This is a genomic window from Calothrix rhizosoleniae SC01 (genome assembly GCF_900185595.1).
In the GTDB taxonomy this organism is placed as follows: Bacteria; Cyanobacteriota; Cyanobacteriia; order Cyanobacteriales; family Nostocaceae; genus Calothrix_A; species Calothrix_A rhizosoleniae.
Window position 1 is genome coordinate 1 of sequence record NZ_FYBH01000363.1, and the last position, 22,810, is coordinate 22,810.

General features: G+C 42.3%; 18 protein-coding genes and 1 pseudogene. 3 read left to right on the forward strand and 16 right to left on the reverse strand.

What is annotated here, in order from left to right:
- Window positions 1-12 precede the first annotated feature (12 nt).
- The 7 genes and pseudogenes from CALSC_RS22230 to rpsT form a co-directional block, all read right to left on the reverse strand.
- A pseudogene (locus CALSC_RS22230) lies at window positions 13-321 on the reverse strand (transposase); the annotation flags it as partial.
- A gap of 39 nt (window positions 322-360) precedes the next feature.
- Window positions 361-666, reverse strand: a complete 306-nt coding sequence (locus tag CALSC_RS27650; protein ID WP_235006896.1) for a hypothetical protein — start codon at window positions 664-666, stop codon at window positions 361-363.
- A gap of 195 nt (window positions 667-861) precedes the next feature.
- The gene (locus CALSC_RS22240; RefSeq protein WP_088243434.1) at window positions 862-4,905 is read right to left on the reverse strand and encodes a DNA-directed RNA polymerase subunit beta''; all 4,044 of its coding nucleotides are present in this window, start codon (window positions 4,903-4,905) and stop codon (window positions 862-864) included.
- A gap of 174 nt (window positions 4,906-5,079) precedes the next feature.
- Complete coding sequence (locus tag CALSC_RS22245; protein WP_088243435.1) at window positions 5,080-6,957, reverse strand: DNA-directed RNA polymerase subunit gamma; 1,878 nt, start codon at window positions 6,955-6,957, stop codon at window positions 5,080-5,082.
- 153 nt (window positions 6,958-7,110) lie between these two features.
- Complete coding sequence (rpoB, locus tag CALSC_RS22250; RefSeq protein ID WP_088243436.1) at window positions 7,111-10,479, reverse strand: DNA-directed RNA polymerase subunit beta; 3,369 nt, start codon at window positions 10,477-10,479, stop codon at window positions 7,111-7,113.
- A 717-nt stretch (window positions 10,480-11,196) separates the two neighbouring features.
- A complete protein-coding gene (locus CALSC_RS22255; RefSeq protein ID WP_088243437.1) occupies window positions 11,197-11,982 on the reverse strand; it encodes a TatD family hydrolase in 786 nt (261 codons plus the stop codon).
- Window positions 11,983-12,098: 116 nt separating this feature from the next.
- Complete coding sequence (gene rpsT / locus CALSC_RS22260) at window positions 12,099-12,368, reverse strand: 30S ribosomal protein S20 (protein WP_088243438.1); 270 nt, start codon at window positions 12,366-12,368, stop codon at window positions 12,099-12,101.
- A gap of 855 nt (window positions 12,369-13,223) precedes the next feature.
- Between rpsT and CALSC_RS22270 the strand changes: the two genes are divergently transcribed.
- Entirely contained in the window at window positions 13,224-14,000 is a 777-nt protein-coding gene (locus CALSC_RS22270) for a hypothetical protein (RefSeq protein ID WP_088243440.1), read from the forward strand.
- A gap of 205 nt (window positions 14,001-14,205) precedes the next feature.
- On the opposite strand, the gene fghA is transcribed toward CALSC_RS22270, so the two are convergent.
- Complete coding sequence (fghA, locus tag CALSC_RS22275; RefSeq protein ID WP_088243441.1) at window positions 14,206-15,051, reverse strand: S-formylglutathione hydrolase; 846 nt, start codon at window positions 15,049-15,051, stop codon at window positions 14,206-14,208.
- A 22-nt stretch (window positions 15,052-15,073) separates the two neighbouring features.
- Window positions 15,074-15,640: a 2'-5' RNA ligase family protein gene (locus tag CALSC_RS22280; RefSeq protein ID WP_088243442.1), complete on the reverse strand. Its 567-nt coding sequence runs from the start codon at window positions 15,638-15,640 to the stop codon at window positions 15,074-15,076.
- Between the two features lie 98 nt (window positions 15,641-15,738).
- On the opposite strand from CALSC_RS22280, the gene CALSC_RS22285 reads away from it, so the two are divergent.
- Both CALSC_RS22285 and CALSC_RS27655 read left to right on the forward strand, forming a co-directional pair.
- Window positions 15,739-16,317, forward strand: a complete 579-nt coding sequence (locus CALSC_RS22285) for a Uma2 family endonuclease (protein ID WP_235006897.1) — start codon at window positions 15,739-15,741, stop codon at window positions 16,315-16,317.
- Window positions 16,318-16,593, forward strand: coding sequence for a hypothetical protein (locus tag CALSC_RS27655; RefSeq protein ID WP_235006898.1), 276 nt, complete (start codon window positions 16,318-16,320; stop codon window positions 16,591-16,593).
- Window positions 16,594-16,730: 137 nt separating this feature from the next.
- Here CALSC_RS27655 and CALSC_RS22290 read toward each other — a convergent pair whose 3' ends face one another.
- The 7 genes from CALSC_RS22290 to sixA form a co-directional block, all read right to left on the reverse strand.
- Window positions 16,731-17,669, reverse strand: coding sequence for an NAD(+) kinase (locus CALSC_RS22290; RefSeq protein ID WP_088243443.1), 939 nt, complete (start codon window positions 17,667-17,669; stop codon window positions 16,731-16,733).
- 4 nt (window positions 17,670-17,673) lie between these two features.
- A complete protein-coding gene (gene nuoK / locus CALSC_RS22295; RefSeq protein WP_088243444.1) occupies window positions 17,674-17,979 on the reverse strand; it encodes an NADH-quinone oxidoreductase subunit NuoK in 306 nt (101 codons plus the stop codon).
- 105 nt (window positions 17,980-18,084) lie between these two features.
- On the reverse strand, window positions 18,085-18,690 hold the full coding sequence (locus CALSC_RS22300) for an NADH-quinone oxidoreductase subunit J (RefSeq protein WP_088243445.1): 606 nt from the start codon (window positions 18,688-18,690) through the stop codon (window positions 18,085-18,087).
- 81 nt (window positions 18,691-18,771) lie between these two features.
- Window positions 18,772-19,353, reverse strand: coding sequence for an NAD(P)H-quinone oxidoreductase subunit I (gene ndhI / locus CALSC_RS22305; protein WP_088243446.1), 582 nt, complete (start codon window positions 19,351-19,353; stop codon window positions 18,772-18,774).
- Window positions 19,354-19,454: 101 nt separating this feature from the next.
- Window positions 19,455-20,573, reverse strand: a complete 1,119-nt coding sequence (gene nuoH / locus CALSC_RS22310) for an NADH-quinone oxidoreductase subunit NuoH (protein WP_088243447.1) — start codon at window positions 20,571-20,573, stop codon at window positions 19,455-19,457.
- A gap of 522 nt (window positions 20,574-21,095) precedes the next feature.
- Window positions 21,096-22,232, reverse strand: a complete 1,137-nt coding sequence (locus tag CALSC_RS22315; protein ID WP_088243448.1) for a citrate synthase — start codon at window positions 22,230-22,232, stop codon at window positions 21,096-21,098.
- 111 nt (window positions 22,233-22,343) lie between these two features.
- Window positions 22,344-22,787, reverse strand: a complete 444-nt coding sequence (sixA, locus tag CALSC_RS22320) for a phosphohistidine phosphatase SixA (RefSeq protein WP_088243449.1) — start codon at window positions 22,785-22,787, stop codon at window positions 22,344-22,346.
- Between the last annotated feature and the right edge of the window lie 23 nt (window positions 22,788-22,810).

The following is a 22,810-nucleotide window of genomic DNA, read 5'->3' on the forward strand; positions in this document are numbered from 1 at the left end:
CCTGAGTTCGGGTTAAGCAGATTGGGGTAAAATCCAGTCCATGTGAAGGCTGGGCTTTTTTGGTTGATGGCAATAAGCGATTAATCCACACAAAACATTAACGCAGAAATTAACGGGGCTGCGATGTCTAGAATGTTCTATCTGAGAAATATTCTTGAGTTGGTCGTTAATTGTTTCAATAATTGAGCGCTTACGTGACAAAAGTTTGTCATGAAGGCGCATCAACTTGTTTTTCATGTTGCGACGGGGTTTGGCGAAAAATTCAATCCCGAATTCTTTGAAAAGTTTTTCAGCAAGTTCTTTCGAGACATAACCTCTATTATTTTCAGCTTACTACCTGTCCCTTTCCTTATCCCGAACTCAGGTTACAGTAGGAGTATTCGCAAGCATCTCCATTCGAGCTTTGAGAATTGCCAACCAGCTGTCAATTTCATCCACCTTTTGCTGTACTTGCAAAAAAGCATTTTGTTTCAAATTGTCTAGCATCAAGTTACGCACAACTTGATAGCTGTAATAGGCGGAGACACTGACTACTAAAGTGGTGCCTCCAAGAATTAACTGCATCACAAAATTACGCCACGAGCCTAATTTTGCCACGGAGCCCTGACTGTCTTGGGTTAATGGTTGCCATCTGTTCAGAGAAGGGAGGAATTGGGAAAAATTCATGGAATTTCAGGCATAAGGGCTGATTAACTAACAAATCTTAAAGAAGACATACTTCTAATGTTTTGCGAGTTGTGTAGAAACGTCATCAGTACTTGTGCTGAATAAAATTTACTGAAAAAAAACAGTTTCCCAAAAAACAGACAAAAAAAGAGTTCCCATGTAAAAAATGGGAACTCAAAATATTAACCAGGAAATTTACTCATAATCATCAGATTCATAATCATCTGAATCAGTCAGATCAGCGACTTCATCAGCAATAAAGTCGTCATCCAAAACAGATGGCTCAGACATAGGTAAAGATGGATCTGTGCGTCTGCTCATAAATCCAGAATCACCCATATTAGAGGAATCTAAATGATAACTACGAGCGGTGCGATCATCCAGAACCATATCCAATGGATCATCTACCTCATCTAAAACACTATTGGTCAGATCTGTAGCATAATCTTCTATGGAATTTGCATCTTCATAAGCATTAAAGCCAGTACCGGCGGGAATCAAACGTCCAATAATCACGTTTTCTTTTAACCCTCGCAACCAGTCAGATTTACCTTCAATAGCTGCTTCAGTTAGTACCCTTGTTGTTTCTTGGAAAGATGCCGCAGAAATAAAGCTATCGGTATTCAAAGATGCTTTGGTTATACCCAAAAGTACAGGGGTATACTGAGCCCTAGCACCACCAGTAATTGCCATTGCTTCATTTACCTGCTCAACTTGGCGCAGTTCAATCAATTCTCCCGGTAACATGGTAGTGTCACCACCATCATCTATTCTGACTTTGGCGGTCATTTGACGAACAATTACCTCAATGTGTTTGTCAGCAATATCAATCCCTTGAGACTGGTATACAGACTGCACTTCGTTCACCAAGAAATTTTGTACCTTTTGCAGGGCATGACTAGCACAGGCATAAACTCCGTCTTCTGAACCCAAATTAAAGAAAGTTTCTAAAATTTCATGGGGATTAGAAGGACCATCAGTTAATGGTTGGCCTGCATTCACCATTTCTCCATCAGGAATAATTAAGTTTTGTCCTGGTCCTAGGGAGTAATCGGTGACAGCTCCACTAGATTCAGCTATCTTCAAAGCGATCGCTTCATCACCATCACCATAAACTACTTTTAGTTCCCCAGACCGTTTTGCCAAAATACACGCTTCTTTGGGCTTACGAGCTTCCAGGAGTTCTTCAATTCTTGGTAATCCTTGAATAATATCACCGGTTTTAGCACGTTCAAATACCAACAGTACTAGGTTGTCACCCCGTTGCACCAAATCCCCATTTTCTATTTGTAATACAGCACCGGGACTCACACGATAAGGACGACCATTACGAATGGTAACTGTGTAGTTTTGAGTAGCCAAGGCAGAATCGTCGCCAGTAGAACCAGAATCAGGTTTTTTAACTTCTATGACTTGCCCAGATTCACTGACAAATTGTCCTACTGCAATCTCTATGCCTTCAACCAGCAAGTCACCAGTTTTCACCTGGGGCTGAGTCTTGGTTTCAATTTGTACTGTGTCTTGATTTCTCAAGACTAGACAGCGACGAACGATCTCACTTCCTTTTTGCAAGCTACGAACTATACCCCCTTCTTTACATAAAATCTGGGTACGTGCTACTACTGCGCCGGGTAAAATAGTATCCCCTTCCTCGACTTCTAGAGTTGTGTGGGTACTACCTTGAGTTGCGTCCGCAGCAATATCCCGACGAACAATCAAAGATTCTAAAATTACCATTTGTAGGCGCTGAATCTCTGGATTTGCCTCATCTGGCATTAATTCAATATCGGCTGCGAGAGGAGAAGCACTATGTTCTTGTTCCGCTTCAGTTTCAATTTCTAATACCAGTTGGGTACGTAGTAGTTCTACACCTTCTACGGATTTGACTCGCTCGGAGTCTTTATAGGGTAGACGTTGTACTGCCCGCAATTGAATAGAACGTCCGGTTTCCTGACTGACTGAGGTGGTGGATGGGACATCTGGCTCGTTGGGTACGGGGAACTCAACCACTGGACGGCTTAAGATGGCTGGACCTTCTGGAGATTCTACATACTGGATGTAGCGTAATTCTGTGAAGGTTTGTCCCAAAAACTCTTCTCCAGGTTGAATAAAGGTATCATCTTTGCCCATAACTGCTTCTGGATTGTCTACCATGAGCAGTTCACCTGGTTTTACCACTACTTCCCTGAGAATGTCGTTTTTCTGGGTAATTTCCACCACACCATTATTTTGGCAGAAGATATCTTTGACAATTTCTGTGCTAGCTTCGATATATTGACCATCTTCGACCAGCAGTAGGGAAATATCTTTATTTACTTCATGGGTTTCTTCGGGTATCCACAGTAGAGTACCACCCTGAACTATTTCATAACCCTGCTTTGCTTTACCTTTTTTCTGAACTTCTATACCGGCATATTTGATTAATCCTCCGGTGTTGGTACGGTAGTGGTCATCAATCAATTCTGCTACTACCTGACCATTTTGCACTTTTGTTCCTGGGGCGGCTCTCAGATTAAATTGTTGATTATTACCCGTACTTACCAAGTAATTGTTACGACCTTGTTGGCTTTGCACCGTCACTGTTGCCTGGTCTAAAACCACAGAGGCGGTAATAATTTCAATCTCCCGAGTACTCTTTCCTGGAGCTGATTCTGGTAATCTAACTACACCACCATGCATGGTAGTCAGCTTGGTTTCTGCTAGGACTCCATTAGTATCAATTTTAGAGTTATTTTTAACAACTAATTCTGCACCTGGAGGCAGATTATAAACTTCCCCAGATAGAACCCAAATCAAGCCACCCCGAGCTGCAGTAGTGGTAGTATTACCTTGGCGATCAGTTTTTTGCTCGGGAACAACATCAGCGAACTTGACTTCTCCAGCCAAGTCAGTGGCTACATCTTTGACTGCTTTTTCTGTATTGATTCTGGTGGTACGTCCCCCTAAAGCTACCTCTGCTAATAGCTGCCCTTGCTTAACTGTTTTCCCATCGCCAATATAAAGAGTGGAACCTTGGGTAACAGGAATATCCTTGTTATCTTTGCTACGACCTGTTGCTGCTTCCAAGGTCATAGAGCCATTCATTTCTACATAGAAAGCATCTTCACCATGACGGGTACGGAATGGTCGAGTTTTCAATTTACTGGGGAAACGAATAGTACCATCTATTTCTGCCCGTACTTGTTTGGCAACCTCACCAGTGAATACACCTCCGGTGTGGAATGTACGCATGGTCAACTGAGTACCCGGCTCTCCGATACTCTGGGCAGCAATGATGCCCACTGCTTCTCCTAAGTCCACCATTTTGGCGTGTGCCAAACTCCAACCATAACAGTGCTGACAAACAGAGCGAGCTGCTTCACAGGTTAATGGCGATCGCACGATTACTTCTTGGACACCGGCTTTTTCAATGGCGACTGCTAGTTCTTCGTCTATTGGTGTGTTACGGGGAGCTATAACTTCACCTGTTGTAGGATGGATCACATCTTCCGCCACAACCCTACCCATGAGGCGGGTACCAATGGGAATTAAGGTTTTACTACCTTCCTTCATCGCTGTGATGGGAAGTCCGGCGGTGGTACCACAATCGATTTCCCGAATGATTACATCTTGGGATACATCTACTAATCGCCTGGTCAGATAACCGGAGTCTGCTGTGCGTAAAGCGGTATCAACCAATCCCTTTCGGGCACCGTAAGCAGAAATCATGTATTCTGTTACCGTCAATCCTTCCCGGAAGTTAGTTTTGATGGGTAGGTCAATAATTTCCCCTTGGGGATCTGCCATCAATCCCCGCATTCCCACCAATTGCCTCACTTGGGAAATATTACCCCGCGCCCCAGAGAATGCCATCATATAAACGGAGTTGAGGGGATCGGTTTGTTTGAAGTGTTTTACGACTTCGTCTTTCAGAGATTCACTAGTACCATTCCAGGTATCAATTACTTTTTGGAAACGTTCAACTTCAGTAATTTCACCTCGTTGATAACGTTCTTCCGTGGCGCGAATTTCGGCTTCTGCTTCATCTAGGAGCGATCGCTTGGAAGGAGGAACCATTAAGTCATCTACACTAATGGAAACCCCGGCTTTTGTAGCATAGCGGAACCCCAAAGCTTTTAGCTTGTCTGCCATGACGGCTGTTCTTGCCGTACCATAATTGTTAAATGACCAAGAAATTAATTTCCTTAGTTGACCTTTATCAACGACGCGATTCCGAAAAATCATGTTTTCATTAGTCATTAGTCAGTAATCCAGTTGTCAGTTGTTAGTTGTTAGTTGTCAGTTGTTAGTTGTCAGTTGTTAGTTGACAGTTATTACTCACTCCGAGGAGGGAGGAGGGAAGAAATAATTCCTAACTCCTACCTGTCAACTGTCAACTCCCAACTCTTAATTCTTCACTCTTCACTCCCTTTCCTAAGAAGCGATCGCTTCTTGAATCGCATTGTTGTAAATCACACGACCAGGGGTTGTATATATATACTGGGAAATTAAATTTCCTTGAGCATCTTCCCTCACCCGGCGGGATTTATAGGTTACAGTGCGGGTACCATCATCATGTTTGACTTCTGATTGGGGTTGGTTATCAGGTTCCCCACTATCTACTTCCCCGTCATAGCGGACGTAAATATAAGCGTGTAAGTCTACGATTCCCTGCTCATAAGCCATAATCACATCATCCAAGGACGAAAAATATCCTCCTGCCCCCTTGGTTGCATGGGGATTTTCTGCGGTTAAATAATATGCTCCTAAAACCATATCTTGGCTGGGTGTGACAATTGGTCTACCCGTAGCTGGAGACAAAATATTATTGGATGCCAACATCAACAACCGGGCTTCTGATTGGGATTCCAAGGATAATGGCACGTGAACCGCCATTTGGTCTCCATCAAAGTCGGCGTTAAATGCCGGGCACACTAAGGGATGCAGTTGAATTGCCCGCCCTTCTACTAAAATTGGTTCAAATGCCTGAATACCTAAACGGTGTAGGGTAGGTGCCCGGTTGAGCATGACAGGGTGTCCTTCAATCACTTCTTCTAGGACATCCCAAATACTCGGATCGGAGCGAGATATGAGTTTTTTCGCAGCTTTGATGTTGTTTACCATGCCACTACGAATCAGGCGATTGATCACAAAGGGCTGGAATAACTCAATTGCCATTTCCCTTGGCAATCCACACTGGTGGATACTTAATTTTGGACCCACCACAATTACAGAACGACCGGAATAGTCTACCCGTTTACCCAGCAAATTCTGACGGAAACGTCCCTGTTTCCCTTCAATAATGTCAGATAAGGATTTTAAGGGGCGATTATTTGCTCCAACTACGGTTCTTCCCCGCCGTCCATTATCAATTAAAGCATCCACTGCTTCTTGTAGCATTCGCTTTTCATTGCGAACAATGATTTCGGGAGCGAGAATTTCTTGCAGTCTTGCTAAACGGTTATTACGGTTAATTACCCGACGATATAAGTCATTCAAGTCGCTGGTGGCAAATCTTCCTCCATCTAACTGCACCATGGGGCGTAAATCCGGGGGAATCACGGGAATAACCGACATTACCATCCATTCAGGCTGGGAACCTGTAGCAATAAAATTGTCAATTACCCGCAAACGCTTGATTAGTTTTGCCCGCTTTTGCCCCTTAGCAGTGGTAATATTTTCCCGCAAGCTTTCAGCTTCCGGCTCCAAGTCAATGTCAGCTAAGAGTCGCAATAAAGCCTCTGCCCCAATACCTACCTCTACCTCTACCAATTCTGAGTCTTCACTGTAAATTTGGTCTTCAATTTCCAGCCATTGATCTTCACTCAATAACTGTTTATAGGTAAGGGTTTCTGCATTACCAGGGTTGAGAACCACATAGGAATTAAAATAGACAATCTGCTCCACATCCCTTAGGGGCATATCCAGGAGAATGGCAATATAACTGGGAATACCTTTGAGATACCAGACGTGAGCCACTGGTGCAGCTAATTTAATGTAGCCCATGCGATGACGACGCACCCGTGATTCGGTAACTTCTACGCCACAACGTTCGCAGACTATACCCCGGTGGCGGACTCTTTTGTATTTACCACAGTGACATTCCCAATCTTTTGCTGGACCAAAGATCCGCTCGCAGAATAAGCCATCCATTTCTGGCTTTAAAGTTCGGTAGTTAATGGTTTCTGGCTTTGTCACCTCACCTACGACCTGACCATTAGGCAAGGTTCGCTCTCCCCACTGGCGAATTCGTTCCGGTGATGCCAAGCCAATTTTTACGTAGTCAAACTGATTGCTTTGGGCGTTTCTCATAGAAGGATGAAATATGAAGTTATGGACTGTGAAGTGTGTAGCAGATGGTTAAATGTGTTGATTCTATTACCGGCTAGGATGAGGAATGAATTCATGATTATTTATCTTTCAGTTCCCCTCCTAGTTGCCGGCAATAATTGCGCCTATACCCCTTTATAATGATGGGGATTCTTCTTCTTCAATTGGCTCTCGGGATAGAGATTCATAGGTAGGACGTGAAGGAGTGCGACGGGAGTTATTGTCTGCCATCAAATCTACCTCTACATCTAAAGAACTGCCATCTGTCTGAGTTTCTACCTTATGGACAGCAATATCTAAACCTAAGGACTGCAATTCCCGCATCAAGACCTTAAAGGACTCTGGGGTACCGGGTCGCGGAATTGCTTTCCCTTTGACGATCGCATTGAGAGCTTCGTTGCGTCCCTGCATATCGTCAGATTTTACGGTTAATAATTCCTGTAAGGTATAGGCGGCTCCAAATGCTTCTAATGCCCATACTTCCATTTCTCCAAATCGCTGTCCCCCTTGCTGTGCCTTACCGCCGAGGGGTTGCTGAGTTACTAAGGAATATGGACCTGTAGACCGAGCGTGAATTTTATCATCTACTAGATGTACTAGTTTCAACATGTAAGCCACACCCACAGTTATGGGTCTGTCAAAAGGTTCTCCGGTACGACCGTCATAGACCATAATTTTGCCCGGATTGTCTGGATTAAAGACCCAGTTTCTCCCAGTTTCATCCCTGGCTTCTTGCAATTTGCCATTGACAATGCGACGGGATGATTCTTCACCATACATTTCATCAAAGGGGGTTATCTTAAATCGCACGCCTAAATTTTGACCAGCCCATCCCAATAAGCATTCAAATACCTGACCAACATTCATCCGGCTAGGTACACCCAAGGGGTTAAGAACAATATCAACAGGGGAGCCATCGGGCAAATAGGGCATATCTTCGATGGGTAATATGCGGGAAATAATCCCTTTATTACCGTGTCGTCCTGCCATTTTGTCGCCCACTTGGATTTTGCGTTTTTGCCCCACATATACCCGTACCACCATGTTGGCTCCTGGTGGCAATTCATCTCCTTGTTCTCGGGTAAATAAACGGACATCAACTACGCGACCTTTTTCACCGTTGGGTACCCGCAAGGAATTATCCCGTACATCCCTGGCTTTTTCACCAAAAATTGCCCGCAATAATTTTTCTTCCGGTGGTTGGTCAGATTCACCCTTTGGTGTGACTTTACCAACCAAAATATCCCCAGCTTCTACCCAGGCACCAATGCGAATAATTCCCTGTTCGTCCAAATTCCGCAAAGCATCTTCACCCACGTTGGGAATTTCTCGGGTAATTTCTTCTGGACCTAGTTTGGTTTGCCGTGCCTCAATTTCATATTTTTCAATGTGAATGGAGGTGTAAATATCATCCTGTACCAATCGCTCGGAAATCAAAATCGCATCTTCGTAGTTGTAGCCTTCCCAAGGCATATAGGCAACTACAATATTTTGTCCCAATGCTAGTTCTCCACCTTCGGTAGAGGAACCGTCTGCTAGAACTTGTCCAGTTGCTACTCGCTCACCAATACGTACTAAAGGCTTTTGGTTGAGACAAGTATCCTGGTTAGAACGTTGGTATTTGGAAAGATAATACTTGGTTTCAGTGGGTTGGGAATTATTTCCCCTTGCCAATTCCCCGTCCTCAGATTCGCCTGCTGGTAAAGCTGGAACTCGAGTCCGCACACGAATTTCCTTCGCATCTACGTAGACTACATCCCCATCAGTACGGCTGACAATTACCATCCCCGAGTCTCTTGCTGCCTGTGCTTCTAATCCAGTACCCACTAAGGGTCTTTCTGGCTTTAACAGAGGTACTGCCTGTCTTTGCATGTTTGACCCCATCAGGGCGCGGTTAGCGTCATCATGCTCTAGGAAGGGGATCATACTCGTAGCTACCGATACAATTTGCACCGGGGATACGGCGACGTAATCCACTTGTTCTGGGGTGGTTGTGGACCAATCCTGACGATAGCGCACGGGTACTTGGGGCCCGATGATATAACCGTTTTCATCTAACTGGGTGTCACCAGGAGCTACCCGCAAATCGTCTTCTTCATCGGCGGTCATGTATTCTGCCGGTAAATCAAACCGGACTCGCCCATTTTCTACATGCCGGAAGGGGGTTTCCAAAAAGCCGTAGGCATTCACCTTGGCATGGGTAGCCAGAGAACCAATCAAACCTGCATTTGGTCCTTCTGGGGTTTCTATGGGGCAAATTCGTCCATAGTGGGAGGGGTGAATATCCCGTACGGCAAAACCAGCCCGTTCTCTGGTTAAACCACCTGGCCCCAAGGCTGACAGACGACGTTTGTGGGTCAATTCTGCCAGAGGATTGGTTTGATCCATGAACTGGGATAATTGGCTGGAACCAAAGAATTCTTTGATTGCTGCTACCAGTGGTTTGGGATTGACTAAAGAGGCAGGGGTTAATACTTCGGCATCGGATACAGTCATCCTTTCCCGAATAATTCTTTCTAAACGGTTTAAACCAACTCTGACTTGGTTTTGCAGAAGTTCACCCACACTTCTGACTCGACGATTACCGAGGTGATCTATGTCATCTATGCTACCAATATCATATTCGAGATTAATGAGGTAGTCTACTGCCGCCAAAATATCTTGAGGGGTGAGTACCCTAACTGTATCTGGTACTTGCAGGCGTAATTTTTTGTTAAGTTTGTAGCGTCCTACCCGTCCCAAGTCGTAGCGTTTGGGATCGAAAAACCGGGAGTCTAATAACTGTTGTCCACCCAAAACTGTGGGAGGTTCACCAGGACGAAGCTTCCGGTATAATTCCATCAAAGCTTCTTCTTCGGAAAATTGTCCTTCTTTTTCGATAGTCTTTTGGAAATATTCTGGATGGCGGAGGGCATCAAAAATTTCATTATCTGATAACCCCAGTGCTTTTAATAAAACCTGTGCGGACAATTTGCGGGTTTTATCAATCCGTACCCAAACTAGGTCATTACGGTCTGTTTCAAACTTTAGCCATGCCCCACGATTAGGGATTAAACTAGCTGAATAGGTACGTCTACCGTTTTTGTCAATCTCTGACTTGTAGTAAACTCCAGGCGATCGCACAATTTGGTTGACAATCACCCGCTCGGCACCGTTAATAATAAATGTGCCTCGCTCCGTCATCAGAGGCAAATCTCCAATAAATACTTCCTGCTCCTTAATTTCTCCCGTTTCTTTGTTAATTAAGCGGGTCGGAACATACATTTGTACGGCATAGGTACTATCCCGCCTTTTAGACTCTCCAACATCGTATTTTGGCTCTTTGAGCCTGTAATTATGCCCCAAAAAATGCAACTCTAATTTGCCTGTATAGTCTGTAATTGGACTAAAGGAGTTCAGTTCTTCTATTAACCCTTCTTCCAAAAACCAGCGAAAACTAGAACGCTGAATTTCGATCAAGTCGGGCAATAAAAAGGTGGGTGTCATCAGAGTTTCGTTAGTCATGCCTCTACCTTTCTCAACCTTGTTCAACTTGTTGGTGTGCGAGAAATTCTCCTGACACCACCTGCTAATTGCAGGTATGGACAAATGGGGTACGTTTAACCAAAAAAAGGGTTTCTCAGTTAGTTACTGAACCCAGAAGAAGTTATGGTCCCAAGACCATAACCAGAATTGGTCTTTCCCCCGATTCGCAAATAAAGTTTTTTTTCTGTTTTGTTGTTACTCACTTCCCCCTCCCCAAAATGTGTTAAGTTGAATAGCGCTAATTTGTCAATTTGTATTCCCGAGTAGATTAGTTAACCGTATTTATACTCAGGTAGTGGCTTTAGCTCCGAAGAGATGATATCGTAGAAAATATAAGTATTTATCTCCTCAAGCAACTGCTATTAATATAAAAATTGAAATTTAGTCAAGATTGTCACCAATTAATTGAGTGTTAGATGTTTTTATAAGTAAGGGGTTTACTATCTACGTAATACAAGTATTCATGTTCGAGAATGCATGGTAACTGTCAGCTTTCCTCAAATGTATTAACTTGTAGAGTTTGGTGGATGGGCAAGTATATATTCTCAAGACTCAAATTAATGATTTGACAATTTCTTCCTTAACCATTATGGCGCAAGCAAAATTTTTTGAGGATACAATTTTACCATATTTTTTTCATCCTCACATTTTACTTTTTCAGCCAATTCAGTATTGCTTCGTCGGGAGAGTATAAAATTAAACTGTCAACCCAAATAATGCACATGCATTTTGAGTCGTTTGAGATGCAATCGCCTCCAATGTTTCTCCTCTTAAGTTAGCTATCTTTTCGGCTACATAACGGACGTATGCTGGTTCACTTCGCTTTTCTCCCCTTTTAGGAACGGGGGATAAAAAAGGACAATCAGTTTCCACTAGTAATCGTTCTGCACTGACCATAGCAGCTGACTCTTGAATTTTTGTAGCATTCTTGAAGGTAACTGTACCGCTAAAACTAATGTAAAAACCCAGATCTAGGAACCATTGAGTCTCTTCTGGGGTACCACCCCAGCAATGCATTACACCTCGAATCACATCTCCTTTAATATCACGCCATTTTTGTAATACCTCTTTAACTTGTATCGCCGCCTGACGGCAATGAATAATTACGGGTAAGTTTAATTCCGCAGCAATCGATAAATGGGACTCGAATACCATTAACTGTTGTTCATGGTTATCTGCCTTGTAAAAATCCAAACCGGTTTCGCCTATAGCTACCACTTTCGGTTCGGAAAGTGCCAGAGATTTAATTTCCTCTGCCATTTGCTGATGCCATTTTTCTGCATCCAGAGGATGTAATCCCACCGCAACGCTAATTTCTGAAAAACGTTGAGCTATGGCTTGAATTTGAGTAAATTCCGACGGTTGAACACACGAGTGTACTAAATGTACCACTCCTGCTTCTTGCCACCGCGATCGCACAGCCAGTAAATCTGGCTCAAAAGTATCAAAATTAAGATGAACGTGGGTATCGATCAGCTGCATTCTTTTAGTTACAAATATCACATAGCTAACCAACCATTAGACATTAGCCCTTAGGGTAAAAGACTAATGTCTAATAGGTATTCACTCTTTTGCTACAACTGCTTCGGAAACTTGCTTTAGTTTTTTGCAAGTCTTGATTTTTTTCTTGCTCCATTATTAGGATGAAAGACACCGCGCTTAACTGCTTTATCAATTTTGCTGTAAGTCGCGGACATTTGAGTCAGCACTTCTTGCTGTAATTCCGGGCTAGGATTAGCTTTATAGTCATCTACAGCAACAAAGTACTTTTTCATCAGCGTTCTTACTGCTGAATTGTAGTTTCTGTTACGCAATCGGTTACGTTCCGCGATTTGAGCACGTTTGAGAGCAGACTTTGAATTCGCCACAGTCGGTTCCAGTTAAGACTTTTAATTATGTACACACACTACTAGACTTACTAATATAGCATCCTTGTTGCCAATGTTAGGATTCCTGAAAAAATCTCTTTCTCCAGTTCATCTGCTTACATTCAGTACTATTGAAGCAGGCAGTAGCTAGAAGGCAGTCCCGATGAAAAAATTTTTCACCATCAAGGATGAAAATAACTCTTCCCTATCCCCCAACCCCTAACACCTAACCCCTATTTTCAAGATAGAAGGCTTAATGTTCTTGGAGATTCTGACCTCCAGTAATTTCAGACCAATAAATCTAGGATTTACTGGGGGTCTTAAACCCAGTTTGGGCAAGGCAAAAAGGCTGAACTTAAAACTTATTTTTTCCTCCTGATTCCTGATTTCTAAGCATAGGGAAGAAAAAATTAATCTAGATTCATATATAGAAAAACCAATTTACCAAGTTTGTATTTCCATAAAATTACTGACAATACCTTTAAATTTGCCAAAAATTTAAATAATTTCCCCATTACTTTATCACTTTGATATTGAATAAAATCAATATGAGGAATAAATTGTATATAGGTATTAAACAAACCATTTATCATCAATATCAAAACAAAATAGGAACCACCAGTTATAAATTAAATTAGCACCGTAATAGTCTTGTAAAACAAATGCATATTCAAAATATGTAATTTTGCTCCAAGTCAATCTCTAAAATCTAAATAACATCCTAGGTATTTCGACTATATGTAGTCACCTGATTGATGTTCCTCCCCCTTGATTGGCTATTCTGGGACAGAACTATAGATTTCTAAAATAGACACAGTTTATTTTTAGCTCTGGACAATTATTTAACTGTAAAAAATGGCTATATCTGCACTGAAAAAATTTTTCATTCCACCTGTATTTGCTTCCTTGGCAGCTTTTTCTGCTATGACTGTCCCTCTTGGTTTATTGGGAGATAAATTAATTGAAATTAAGCTAGAACAAGAACCTTTTTTCCACGGTAGACTCAGGGAAGGAGCAATTGGCTATGTCATAGGAGCCACGGCAATTAGTCTTGGTGCAGGAATTTCTATGTTAGCCATGAGTGGCTGGCGCAATTCTAGTCGTAAATCTTTAGCCGCAGAACAGAAGTTATCTAATTTAGAAAAACACTTACAAGAAAAAGAAGACTTAATTAGAGAACTAAAATTATCAGAATCTCGTTTACAAATCTCTGGGTTAAGAGGTTTCTTGGATGATGAAGTACCATTTAATCCTAGTTTAAATCCTAGGGACACAGTCTCTCAACCTGTGGTAGCACAAACTCCTGCTCAAGTATATCAATCTCCCATTCATCCTCCGGGAAATGAGATGTCTTCAATCAGCTCCCCTAACCCACAAAATCCATCGAACCAAGAATTTGCAGGTTATGCCCAAACAACGCCAAACACAGACAAAGTAACTAATCAAATAACTGAAAATACTGAATTTGAGGAGTTACAAAAACAACTTCAAAATATGATGTTACAAATGCAAGCAATGCAGCATCATCTACAAGTACAAACTCCAACAAGACAGACTGAAGTCGCAAAAACAAAATTTCAAGTATATTATGAGACTCCAGATCTAAATGAAGTCCAATTCCAACGTAGTTGATTTTTGACCAGAATAAGTAGGGGGAATGCCATTTTTATCGTGCTTCCTGCTCCCCTGCCTCCTGCCTCGGACTTACCCTAGATTGGCAAGTTTGATCAAATTAGTGGGTATTCAGATCCCCACTAATATCATTTTGGATTTTGGATTTTTAGAATTCGTCGTCATTCATCAGTATAAATATCGTTAGTACATGTAGCTCATTTAACTATCCAAGTAGTGCGATCGCATGATGACGAATATGATCTTCTATAAAGGTGTTGATAAAGTAGTAGCTATGATCATAGCCTTCTTGATACCTTAAGGTCAAAGGTTGATTTACTTGTTCACAGGCTTGCTCAAACAATGTTGGTAATAGCTGTTGGGCGAGAAATTCATCCGTAGTACCTTGGTCAATTAAAATTGGACTATGGAATTTTTCTAGACGAATTAATTCGCTCGCATCATAAGCACGCCATTTTTCTCTATCTTCACCCAAATAACGGCTCAAAATTTTTTCTCCCCAAGAGCTGTGTGTGGGTGCAACAATAGGAGCAAAAGCTGACACAGATTTATACTGCTGGGGATTGCGTAAAGCACAAACCAGTGCCCCATGTCCCCCCATAGAATGACCAAAAATACTTTGTCTAGATGATTCTCCTGGGAAGTTCGCCGCAATTAATTGAGGCAATTCTCGGACAACATAGCTATACATTTGGTAGTGAGTTACCCAAGGCTTTTGGGTTGCATCCACATAAAAACCAGCCCCCGTACCAATATCCCATTCCTCATCTTCTCCAGGAATACCTGTATTGCGAGGACTAGTATCGGGCACAACCAACATCAAACCATATTTTGCTGCAAATCTTTGGGCTCCAGCCTTCACCATAAAATTTTCTTCCGTACAAGTCAGCCCAGAAAGAAAGTAAAGAATTGGTACATTTTGTGATTTAGTTTGGGGTGGTTGGTAGACAGAAAAGCGCATCTCACCATTACAGCAAGAAGATAAATGGGAGTAAAAACCGAGTTTACCGTTAAATAATTTATGTTCTGCCTTCAGGTTGAGGTCAGCCATTTCAGTTATCAGTTATCAGTTATCAGTTAGGAAGCATATCATCTTCTTTTTCATTTAAAGAAAACTGAGATTGAATATGCCAGCGTTTCTTATTATGGCGTAACAAAGTTAACTCAGCACCGATAAATTCAAAATATAACTCTCTTTGCTGATATTTTTGCCATGCGGCTTTAAAATTTTGCTTGCTTAAATCCCTAAAAGCAACTGTCATATGGGGTGCAAAGGCACGGGTTTTAGATACTTGATCAACTATTCCTAGATTTTTCTCCACATATGCCATTAAATCGATTTGTAAAGCTAGTAATTCTGAGCTTTTCTCCACATGGATATAAATAACGCGAGGTACAAAAGCACCAAAACCATTGAGAGTAATTGGTACTACATCCTTAGAGACTACAAACCCTTGCAAGCATGACTCTAGAACCGTCAAGTTATCATCTTGCCATTCAAAGGGTGGTTGTAGGGTAATGTGTGGTGGGGATTTTTGAGCATGGCTACTGCCATAGTCATCTGCAAAGTTTTGTTTAATTTGGTTGACGTAGTCTTGAATGTGTGGAGGTGGTAAGAGGGCGATGAAAAATAGACTCATGGGAGCTGAAATTCTCAATTTTAGCTCCCATGATATATTTGTTCGGGGAAGTTTAGAGCTAACATAATAGCAGTCCTAAAACCTTGGGGGATTATGTCATGTCATCTTATCTTGTTGACCCTGAACGGCAACTTCCCACCTCAGAAGAACTCCCTTGCTCCGACGACACCCCCGTGGATAACGAAAATCAAAACACCATTCCCAACTGGTTGCTAGCCATGCTTGAACAAATCTGGGGCGAGCGACAATATTGGTTCTTTGGTGTTGACATGGGCATTTATGACCGAGAAGCTCAAAGGAAACGCACTCCAGCAGTAATACCTGACGGCTTTTTAAGTGTAGGAGTACAACGCCACAAAAGGGAAGGGAAGGGTCGTCTGAGCTATGTTCTCCAAGAAGAAAACGAGATTATCCCCATTCTAGTTTTGGAGTTTGTTTCTAAAACTTATGGTCAGGAATATGGCGGTAAGATGGCTGACTATGCCCTTTTGGGAGCTAAATACTACATTATTTACAACCCTGAATACAGTAAGAGAAACAAACATGAACCCTTGGAAATTTACAAGCTAGTAGAAGGAGAATATCAATTACAAAAGGGAGAACCCTTTTGGATACCTGAGATTGAATTGGGAATTGGACGAGTACGAGGAGAATTAGGGGGAATTAGGCGAGAATGATTGGCACGGCATGATGGGGAGGGTAAACCTTATCCATTATCTCAAGAATTAATTCGGCGACTGGAAGAACAATTGGAGGGAGAACGACAACGTGCTGATCAGGAAAGCCAACGGGCTAACCAGGAAAGCCAACGGGCTGAACAGGAACGCCAAAGGTCAGCGCAAATGGAACAGGCTCTGCAGCATGAACGTCAACAAGCTGAAAACGAAAGGTTAGAAAAATTACGATTATTGGAAAAGCTGCGACAGTTAGGTGCGGATCTGGATGAACTTTAGGAACTTGAAAGCTTATTACTTTTTTAGTCTCCCCACACTTCCCACATTTCCCACATTTCCCACACTCCCCTCTCCCACAGGATTGATAATTGCTCTCGATTACTGAATTTATTCTCTAGGTAGGTGCCAAAAACCAATTAATTTCCCCGATTATTGCCATTTCCCTGATTATTGCTGTAGCGTACCCTGGTTCCAGCCCACAATAACTTTTCTCGCAGGGTTTGATAGTAGGAATTATTCTCCCGTAAAATAATAAATTTGGCTCGACAATCTGCCATTCTAATATCAACTCGATGTCCAGGCCAAATTGAAGTCGCCAACACCCCATCCATCCACAGCTTAGTACTCAAATCATAATCTCCCAAGGGCCAAATATTTACCACGGCACCAGGAGGTAGAATTAGGGGTCGGCTAGAAAGACTCATGGGACAAATTGGAGTGATGTTAATGGCTTCCATCCCATCATGCATAATCGGACCACAAGCAGACACCGTGTAACCAGTAGAACCCGTAGGTGTGGAAACAATTAACCCATCTCCTACATATTGATCCACCACCTCACCATCAATTGCCATTTCCAGAATGGAGGTAATCATGCGATCGGCAGAAGCTGGTTTGACACACATTTCATTCAAACACAAATATCGCTCGCTCACTGGCTCCCAATTTGAGCCTTGACCTTCAAACACTGATGCCTGTAACATCATCCGTCGCTGAATGGCATAGCGATCCTCAAACAAACGATCCCAGACTTTCTCTGTATCTTGAAACTCTTCCACAGATTCGGTTAAAAACCCCAGATGACCCCCTACATTTACTCCCAAAATAGGAACGCCAGCTGGGGCTAAATGTCTAGCACCAGTCAAAACAGTGCCATCACCACCAAGAACTAAAGCCAGGTCAATTGGTTGTCCTGCGGAAGCCAAAAACACCGGATAAGGATTATCTTTTGCTCCACTAGGACCCATTAATACCTGGCATTGACGATTTTCTAATTGTTTGGCACAGATTTCGGCCCAACGTTTGCTTTGGGAGTCTGTTGCCTTATAAGCAATAATTACCTGCTTTAGGTCCACAATATTACCACTTGAGGAGATTGAACTGCTCCATATCAACGGTATCGCGGTTGCGATAAATTGCTAGTACAATCGCTAAACCAACTGCTGCTTCAGCCGCTGCTATGGCGATGACAAACACTGTAAATACCTGACCTTTAATTGCTTGAGGATCTAGGTAGTTGGAAAATGCCATTAAATTTAAGTTCACAGCATTCAACAGCAACTCGATTGACATTAACACTCTGACTGCATTGCGGCTAGTAATCAAGCCATAAATGCCAATGCAAAATAAAGCAGCAGCTAGTAATAAAAAGTACTCAAGTTGCATAAATTTTGGTTTTCCTCCACAAAGATTATTGCTAGGTAAGCAATGATTGAACTCTCCTGGCTTTGCAATGACCAGGATTCCCAATTATTGTTGCTAGCTATTCCCTTACTCTTGTTCACTTCCGGCTGAAATTAACTCTCGAGGACGTTCTGGCAATTGCAAAACGCTAGATGAGGATTCCGCAGATAGTTCGGAATCTGGAATATATTCACGGCGAGCTAGAATAATTGCCCCCACCATTGCCATTAATAACAATACAGATGCTAATTCAAAGGGCAGCAAAAAGTCACTGAAAAAATGCTCACCAATTAAAACTACAGAATTATTTACGGGGGTAGCAGAGGAATGGGACCAAGGGGTTGCCAATACCATCGTACTTAATAGGGCAAATAATCCCACACTCACCAATGCAGTTAAAATTTTGCGTATCCAAGTTGTTGGTAAAGCGACAAATTCTTGGCGCTTGTTTACCAACATAATGGCAAACAAAATTAGGACATTAATGGCACCCACATAAACTAATATCTGAGCCATAGCGACAAAATCAGCATTCAGTAGTAGGTACATTCCTGCGATGCTAATAAATACTCCCCCTAGCAAAAAAGCGGAGTAGACAATGCTGGAAGTTAACACTACCCCTAGTGCTGTTCCAATCATCATTACTGCCAAGATGGCAAACGAAACCGACTGTACTCCTTGTGCTAAATCCACTTTTTTAGTCCTTTGTCATTTGTCACTTGTCATTTTCCTTTGTTATTTATTTTTTAACTAATAACCAAGGAGCATGTACATTTATTTTTCTTGTTCTATTAAGTCTTCTGGACGATTACCTGCACGGGGAGCGTCTGCAGGTACATCGTGGGGATCCATAACGCCTTTAGGTAGGTAAACTAGTTCCCGTAATGGTGTAACCATCGGGTCATCTGTGACTTTGTAAGGCAAGCGACCAAGGGCTACACTATCATAGTTCAGTTCATGACGATCATAAGCTGCTAGTTCATAATCTTCTGTCATTGATAGACAATTTGTGGGGCAATATTCCACACAGTTACCGCAGAAGATACAAACTCCAAAATCAATACTATAGTGCTTGAGTTTTTTCTTTTTACTGGCTTTATCAAATTCCCAGTCTACTACTGGTAGATTAATGGGGCATACGCGAACGCAAACTTCACAAGCGATGCATTTGTCAAATTCGTAGTGAATTCGACCCCGAAATCTTTCGCTGGGAATTAGTTTTTCGTAAGGGTACTGGACGGTAACTGGACGGCGCTGCATGTGCTCGAAGGTTACAGATAGCCCTTGACCAATATAGCGGGCTGCTTGTACCGTTTCTTTGGCATAATCACCAACTTGTTTGAGGAAGTTTAACATTGTCTCTCTCTCTTTAATCAATTTTGGATTTTGGATTTTAGATGTTGGATTTTAGATTTCAGGATGAATCCAAAATCTAAAATCTCCAATTTAAAATTCTTCTATCCACCAAAGGCGACGGGAAATGCTAGCTTGAGAGCTGCGGTTAACAGTAAATTCACCAAACCAATTGGTAGTAAAAACTTCCATCCTAAATCTAGTAATTGGTCAATGCGAACCCGAGGCACTGTCCAACGCAAAAGAATAGCTAGGAAGACAAGAAAGTAAGCTTTGAGTACAGTCATGGTGATTCCTAAAGAAGCAGTCACCACTTGTAGTACTGGATTAGTTTCACTGACTCCCAACCAATCCCCAAGGAGATGGATCGGAATCGGAAAATCCCAACCGCCCAAATACAAAATCGATACTAGCAGGGCAGAAAGAACTAGGTTGACATAGGAACTTAAATAGAATAAGGCAAATTTCATGCCTGAGTATTCAGTTTGATAACCTGCTACTAGTTCTTCTTCTGCTTCTGGTAAGTCAAAAGGCATACGTTCGCATTCCGCCAGGGCTGCGATCCAAAAAATCATAAATCCCACTGGTTGTCGCCACACATTCCAGCCAAGAATGCCATAACCAGATTGCTGATTCACAATGTCTACGGTACTGAGACTATTAGACATCATCACAATCGCTAAGACTGCCAATGCTAAAGGAATCTCATAGCTAATTGATTGGGCTGCGGCTCGCAAACCACCCAATAGGGAATATTTGTTATTGGAAGCATATCCAGCCATTAATAAACCAATGGGTTGAATGCTAGATAAGGCAATCCACAAAAAGACCCCCATACCTATATTTGTAATCACTAAATTTTGTCCAAAGGGCAAAATTAAGTAAGACAAAAATACTGGTAGGACAACTAGGATCGGCCCAAGGGTAAATAAAAAGGGATCTGATTTTGCTGGTACAATATCTTCCTTAAATACCAACTTGATTCCGTCTGCGACAGGAGCCAGCAACCCCAAAGGACCAATGTATTCAGGACCAATCCGCTGCTGTGCTGCTGCTGAAATTTTCCGTTCTAGCCAAACACAGGTTAGTACCCCTACCGTGGCACCAATAACCATGAGAATCATCGGTAATGGCATCCAGATAGCTTTGGCTGTACCAGTTGGTAATCCCAAATTTATCAGGGATTTAATAAATGTTCCTTGCAGATCAATTCCTGGATTCATGTTTTCCCATTCTTTAAGTCAACAGAAGGCTATAGGGTGAGGTTAGTTGTTAGTTGTTAGTTGCTAGTTGTTAGTTGTTAGTTAGTAATATAGGGCATCAATGCATTGATAGTTGTTCCTAGAGGTAGAGTAGTTGACAAGATAAAGGTAATTACACGTGGTTTATTTCATTGGCGTTGACCAAAAATTGTCCTTTGTTGGTATCTACATCCTTTATCTTAAGTGAACTATCTACTTAGTTAATAAATGTAAATTCACCCATCAATATCTCCGCCTAAACCAGGCAAAACTTAAGATTCTGTGCAATTCCCATGCCTAGTATATCCTTGGATGGTTTTTGCCTCATGTCCCGGATGGGAATTTCTACTTATAGTGTTAATTGAGATTCCCTATTGAAGAGGAGGGAAGGTGGGGAAGAGGGAAAGAGGGAAAGAGTGAAAGATAAAAAATCTTAACTCCCAACCATCAACCATCACTCCATCACTCTCTCACTCTCCACACCCTCACACTCCCCACTCTCCCCTATCTCTTCTCAATCGGGGTATAGGGTTGGTCATGAAGACCTTTGTAAATTTGGGTAGGACGGAAAATCCGGTTTTCTGCTAGCTGTTCTTTCCAATGTGCTAACCAACCCGCTACACGAGCGATCGCAAAAATTGGTGTAAATAAATCTGTGGTAATGCCCAATTTTCTGTACACCAAACCGGAGTAAAAGTCAACATTAGCATAAACACCTTTATGACCAAGTTTTTCTCCTACCACCCGCTCCATTTCCTGGGCAATATCATAGTATTTGTCCTGACCAAATTTGGAGAATAGTTGTTCGGCGAGATTTTGCAGTATTTTGGCTCTTGGATCTTTGACCTTGTAAACTCGATGACCAAACCCCATAATTTTGGCTTTCCGGGCGATTAAATCCTCTACATAGGGGCGGACATTTTCGACTGAGCCAATTTCTTCGAGCATACCAATTACTTCTTCATTAGCTCCGCCATGTAAAGGTCCTCCTAGGGTTCCTACGGCGCTAGCAACTATGGCATAAGGGTCTGTGAGGGTAGAACCTGTGACTCTGGCGCTGAAGGTGGAGGCATTCATTGTATGTTCGGCATGAAGAATCAAGCAAACATCAAAAATTCTTGCCGCCAGTGGATCTGGTTCCTTCTCGGTGAGCATATACAAGAAGTTGGCAGCATAGTTTAAGTCATCACGAGGTTTGACAGGATCATTACCTTTCCGCATTAGTTGGAAAGCTGCTACCATAGTCGGAATTGTGGCTATGAGCTGCACCACTGCTTTACGAATGTAAACAGGGTTACGTAAGTCACGCTGGGAATAAAACAAACCTAAAGCGGCTGCTGAGGCTTGTAGAGCATCCATCGGATGACCACTTTCTGGGAAGCATTTCATCATGTCCCGGATGCGGTATTTGATCCGTCTATGGTGATATACGTCATCCTCAAACTTTGCTAATTCTTCTGTCGAAGGCAACTCACCCCAGATCAGCAGGTAAGCCGTTTCCAAAAATGTACTTTTCTCTGCCAATTCTTCAATGCGGATGCCACGGTATTCTAATATTCCATCTAGCCCGTTAACATTACTGATACTTGATTGGGCGGCAGGAATGCCCTCCAAACCAGGCTTATATTCGCACACCATCATGGCAACACCATCTGCTTTTGTAAGATTTGTTGAGTTTCAATTACCAGAAACCATTGCTACCATAACAGTATCCGTAATTGCACAAATTCTGTCAGAATTATCGGAAACCTGTTAAAGCAAGTACTTGGGTGGTGTCAACCAAAACATCTGACTGTGACCCAAGGGAGAACTTGTTTCTGGTAGCGTTATTCCGATCATACCTGCTTTTTTCAGAATTAACCTGGCTCTAGCTTCTCCCCAGATGAGAATTTCTGCCCAGCTACTCAAACATGGCTCATGTCCAACCAGAGCTATTTGAGTATTTGGAGAATATTTTTTGGGTTCTAACCAGTTCTTTAACCAATTAAAAATATCACCATCGGGAGCCAGATATTTACATTCTTCTATCTGGGAACTCAGTCCCACTCCTTTGAGGATTTCCGCAGTTTGTCGCGCTCTGACTAAGGGACTGGTGGCGATGAGCTCAAAGTGTAAACCCAAGTCTAATAATCTTTTGGCTATTTTTTCAGTTTTTTGTTGTCCTTCTTTGGTAAGGCTACATGCCCCATCTTCAATTTCGTCTGTGGCGACTTGAGCTG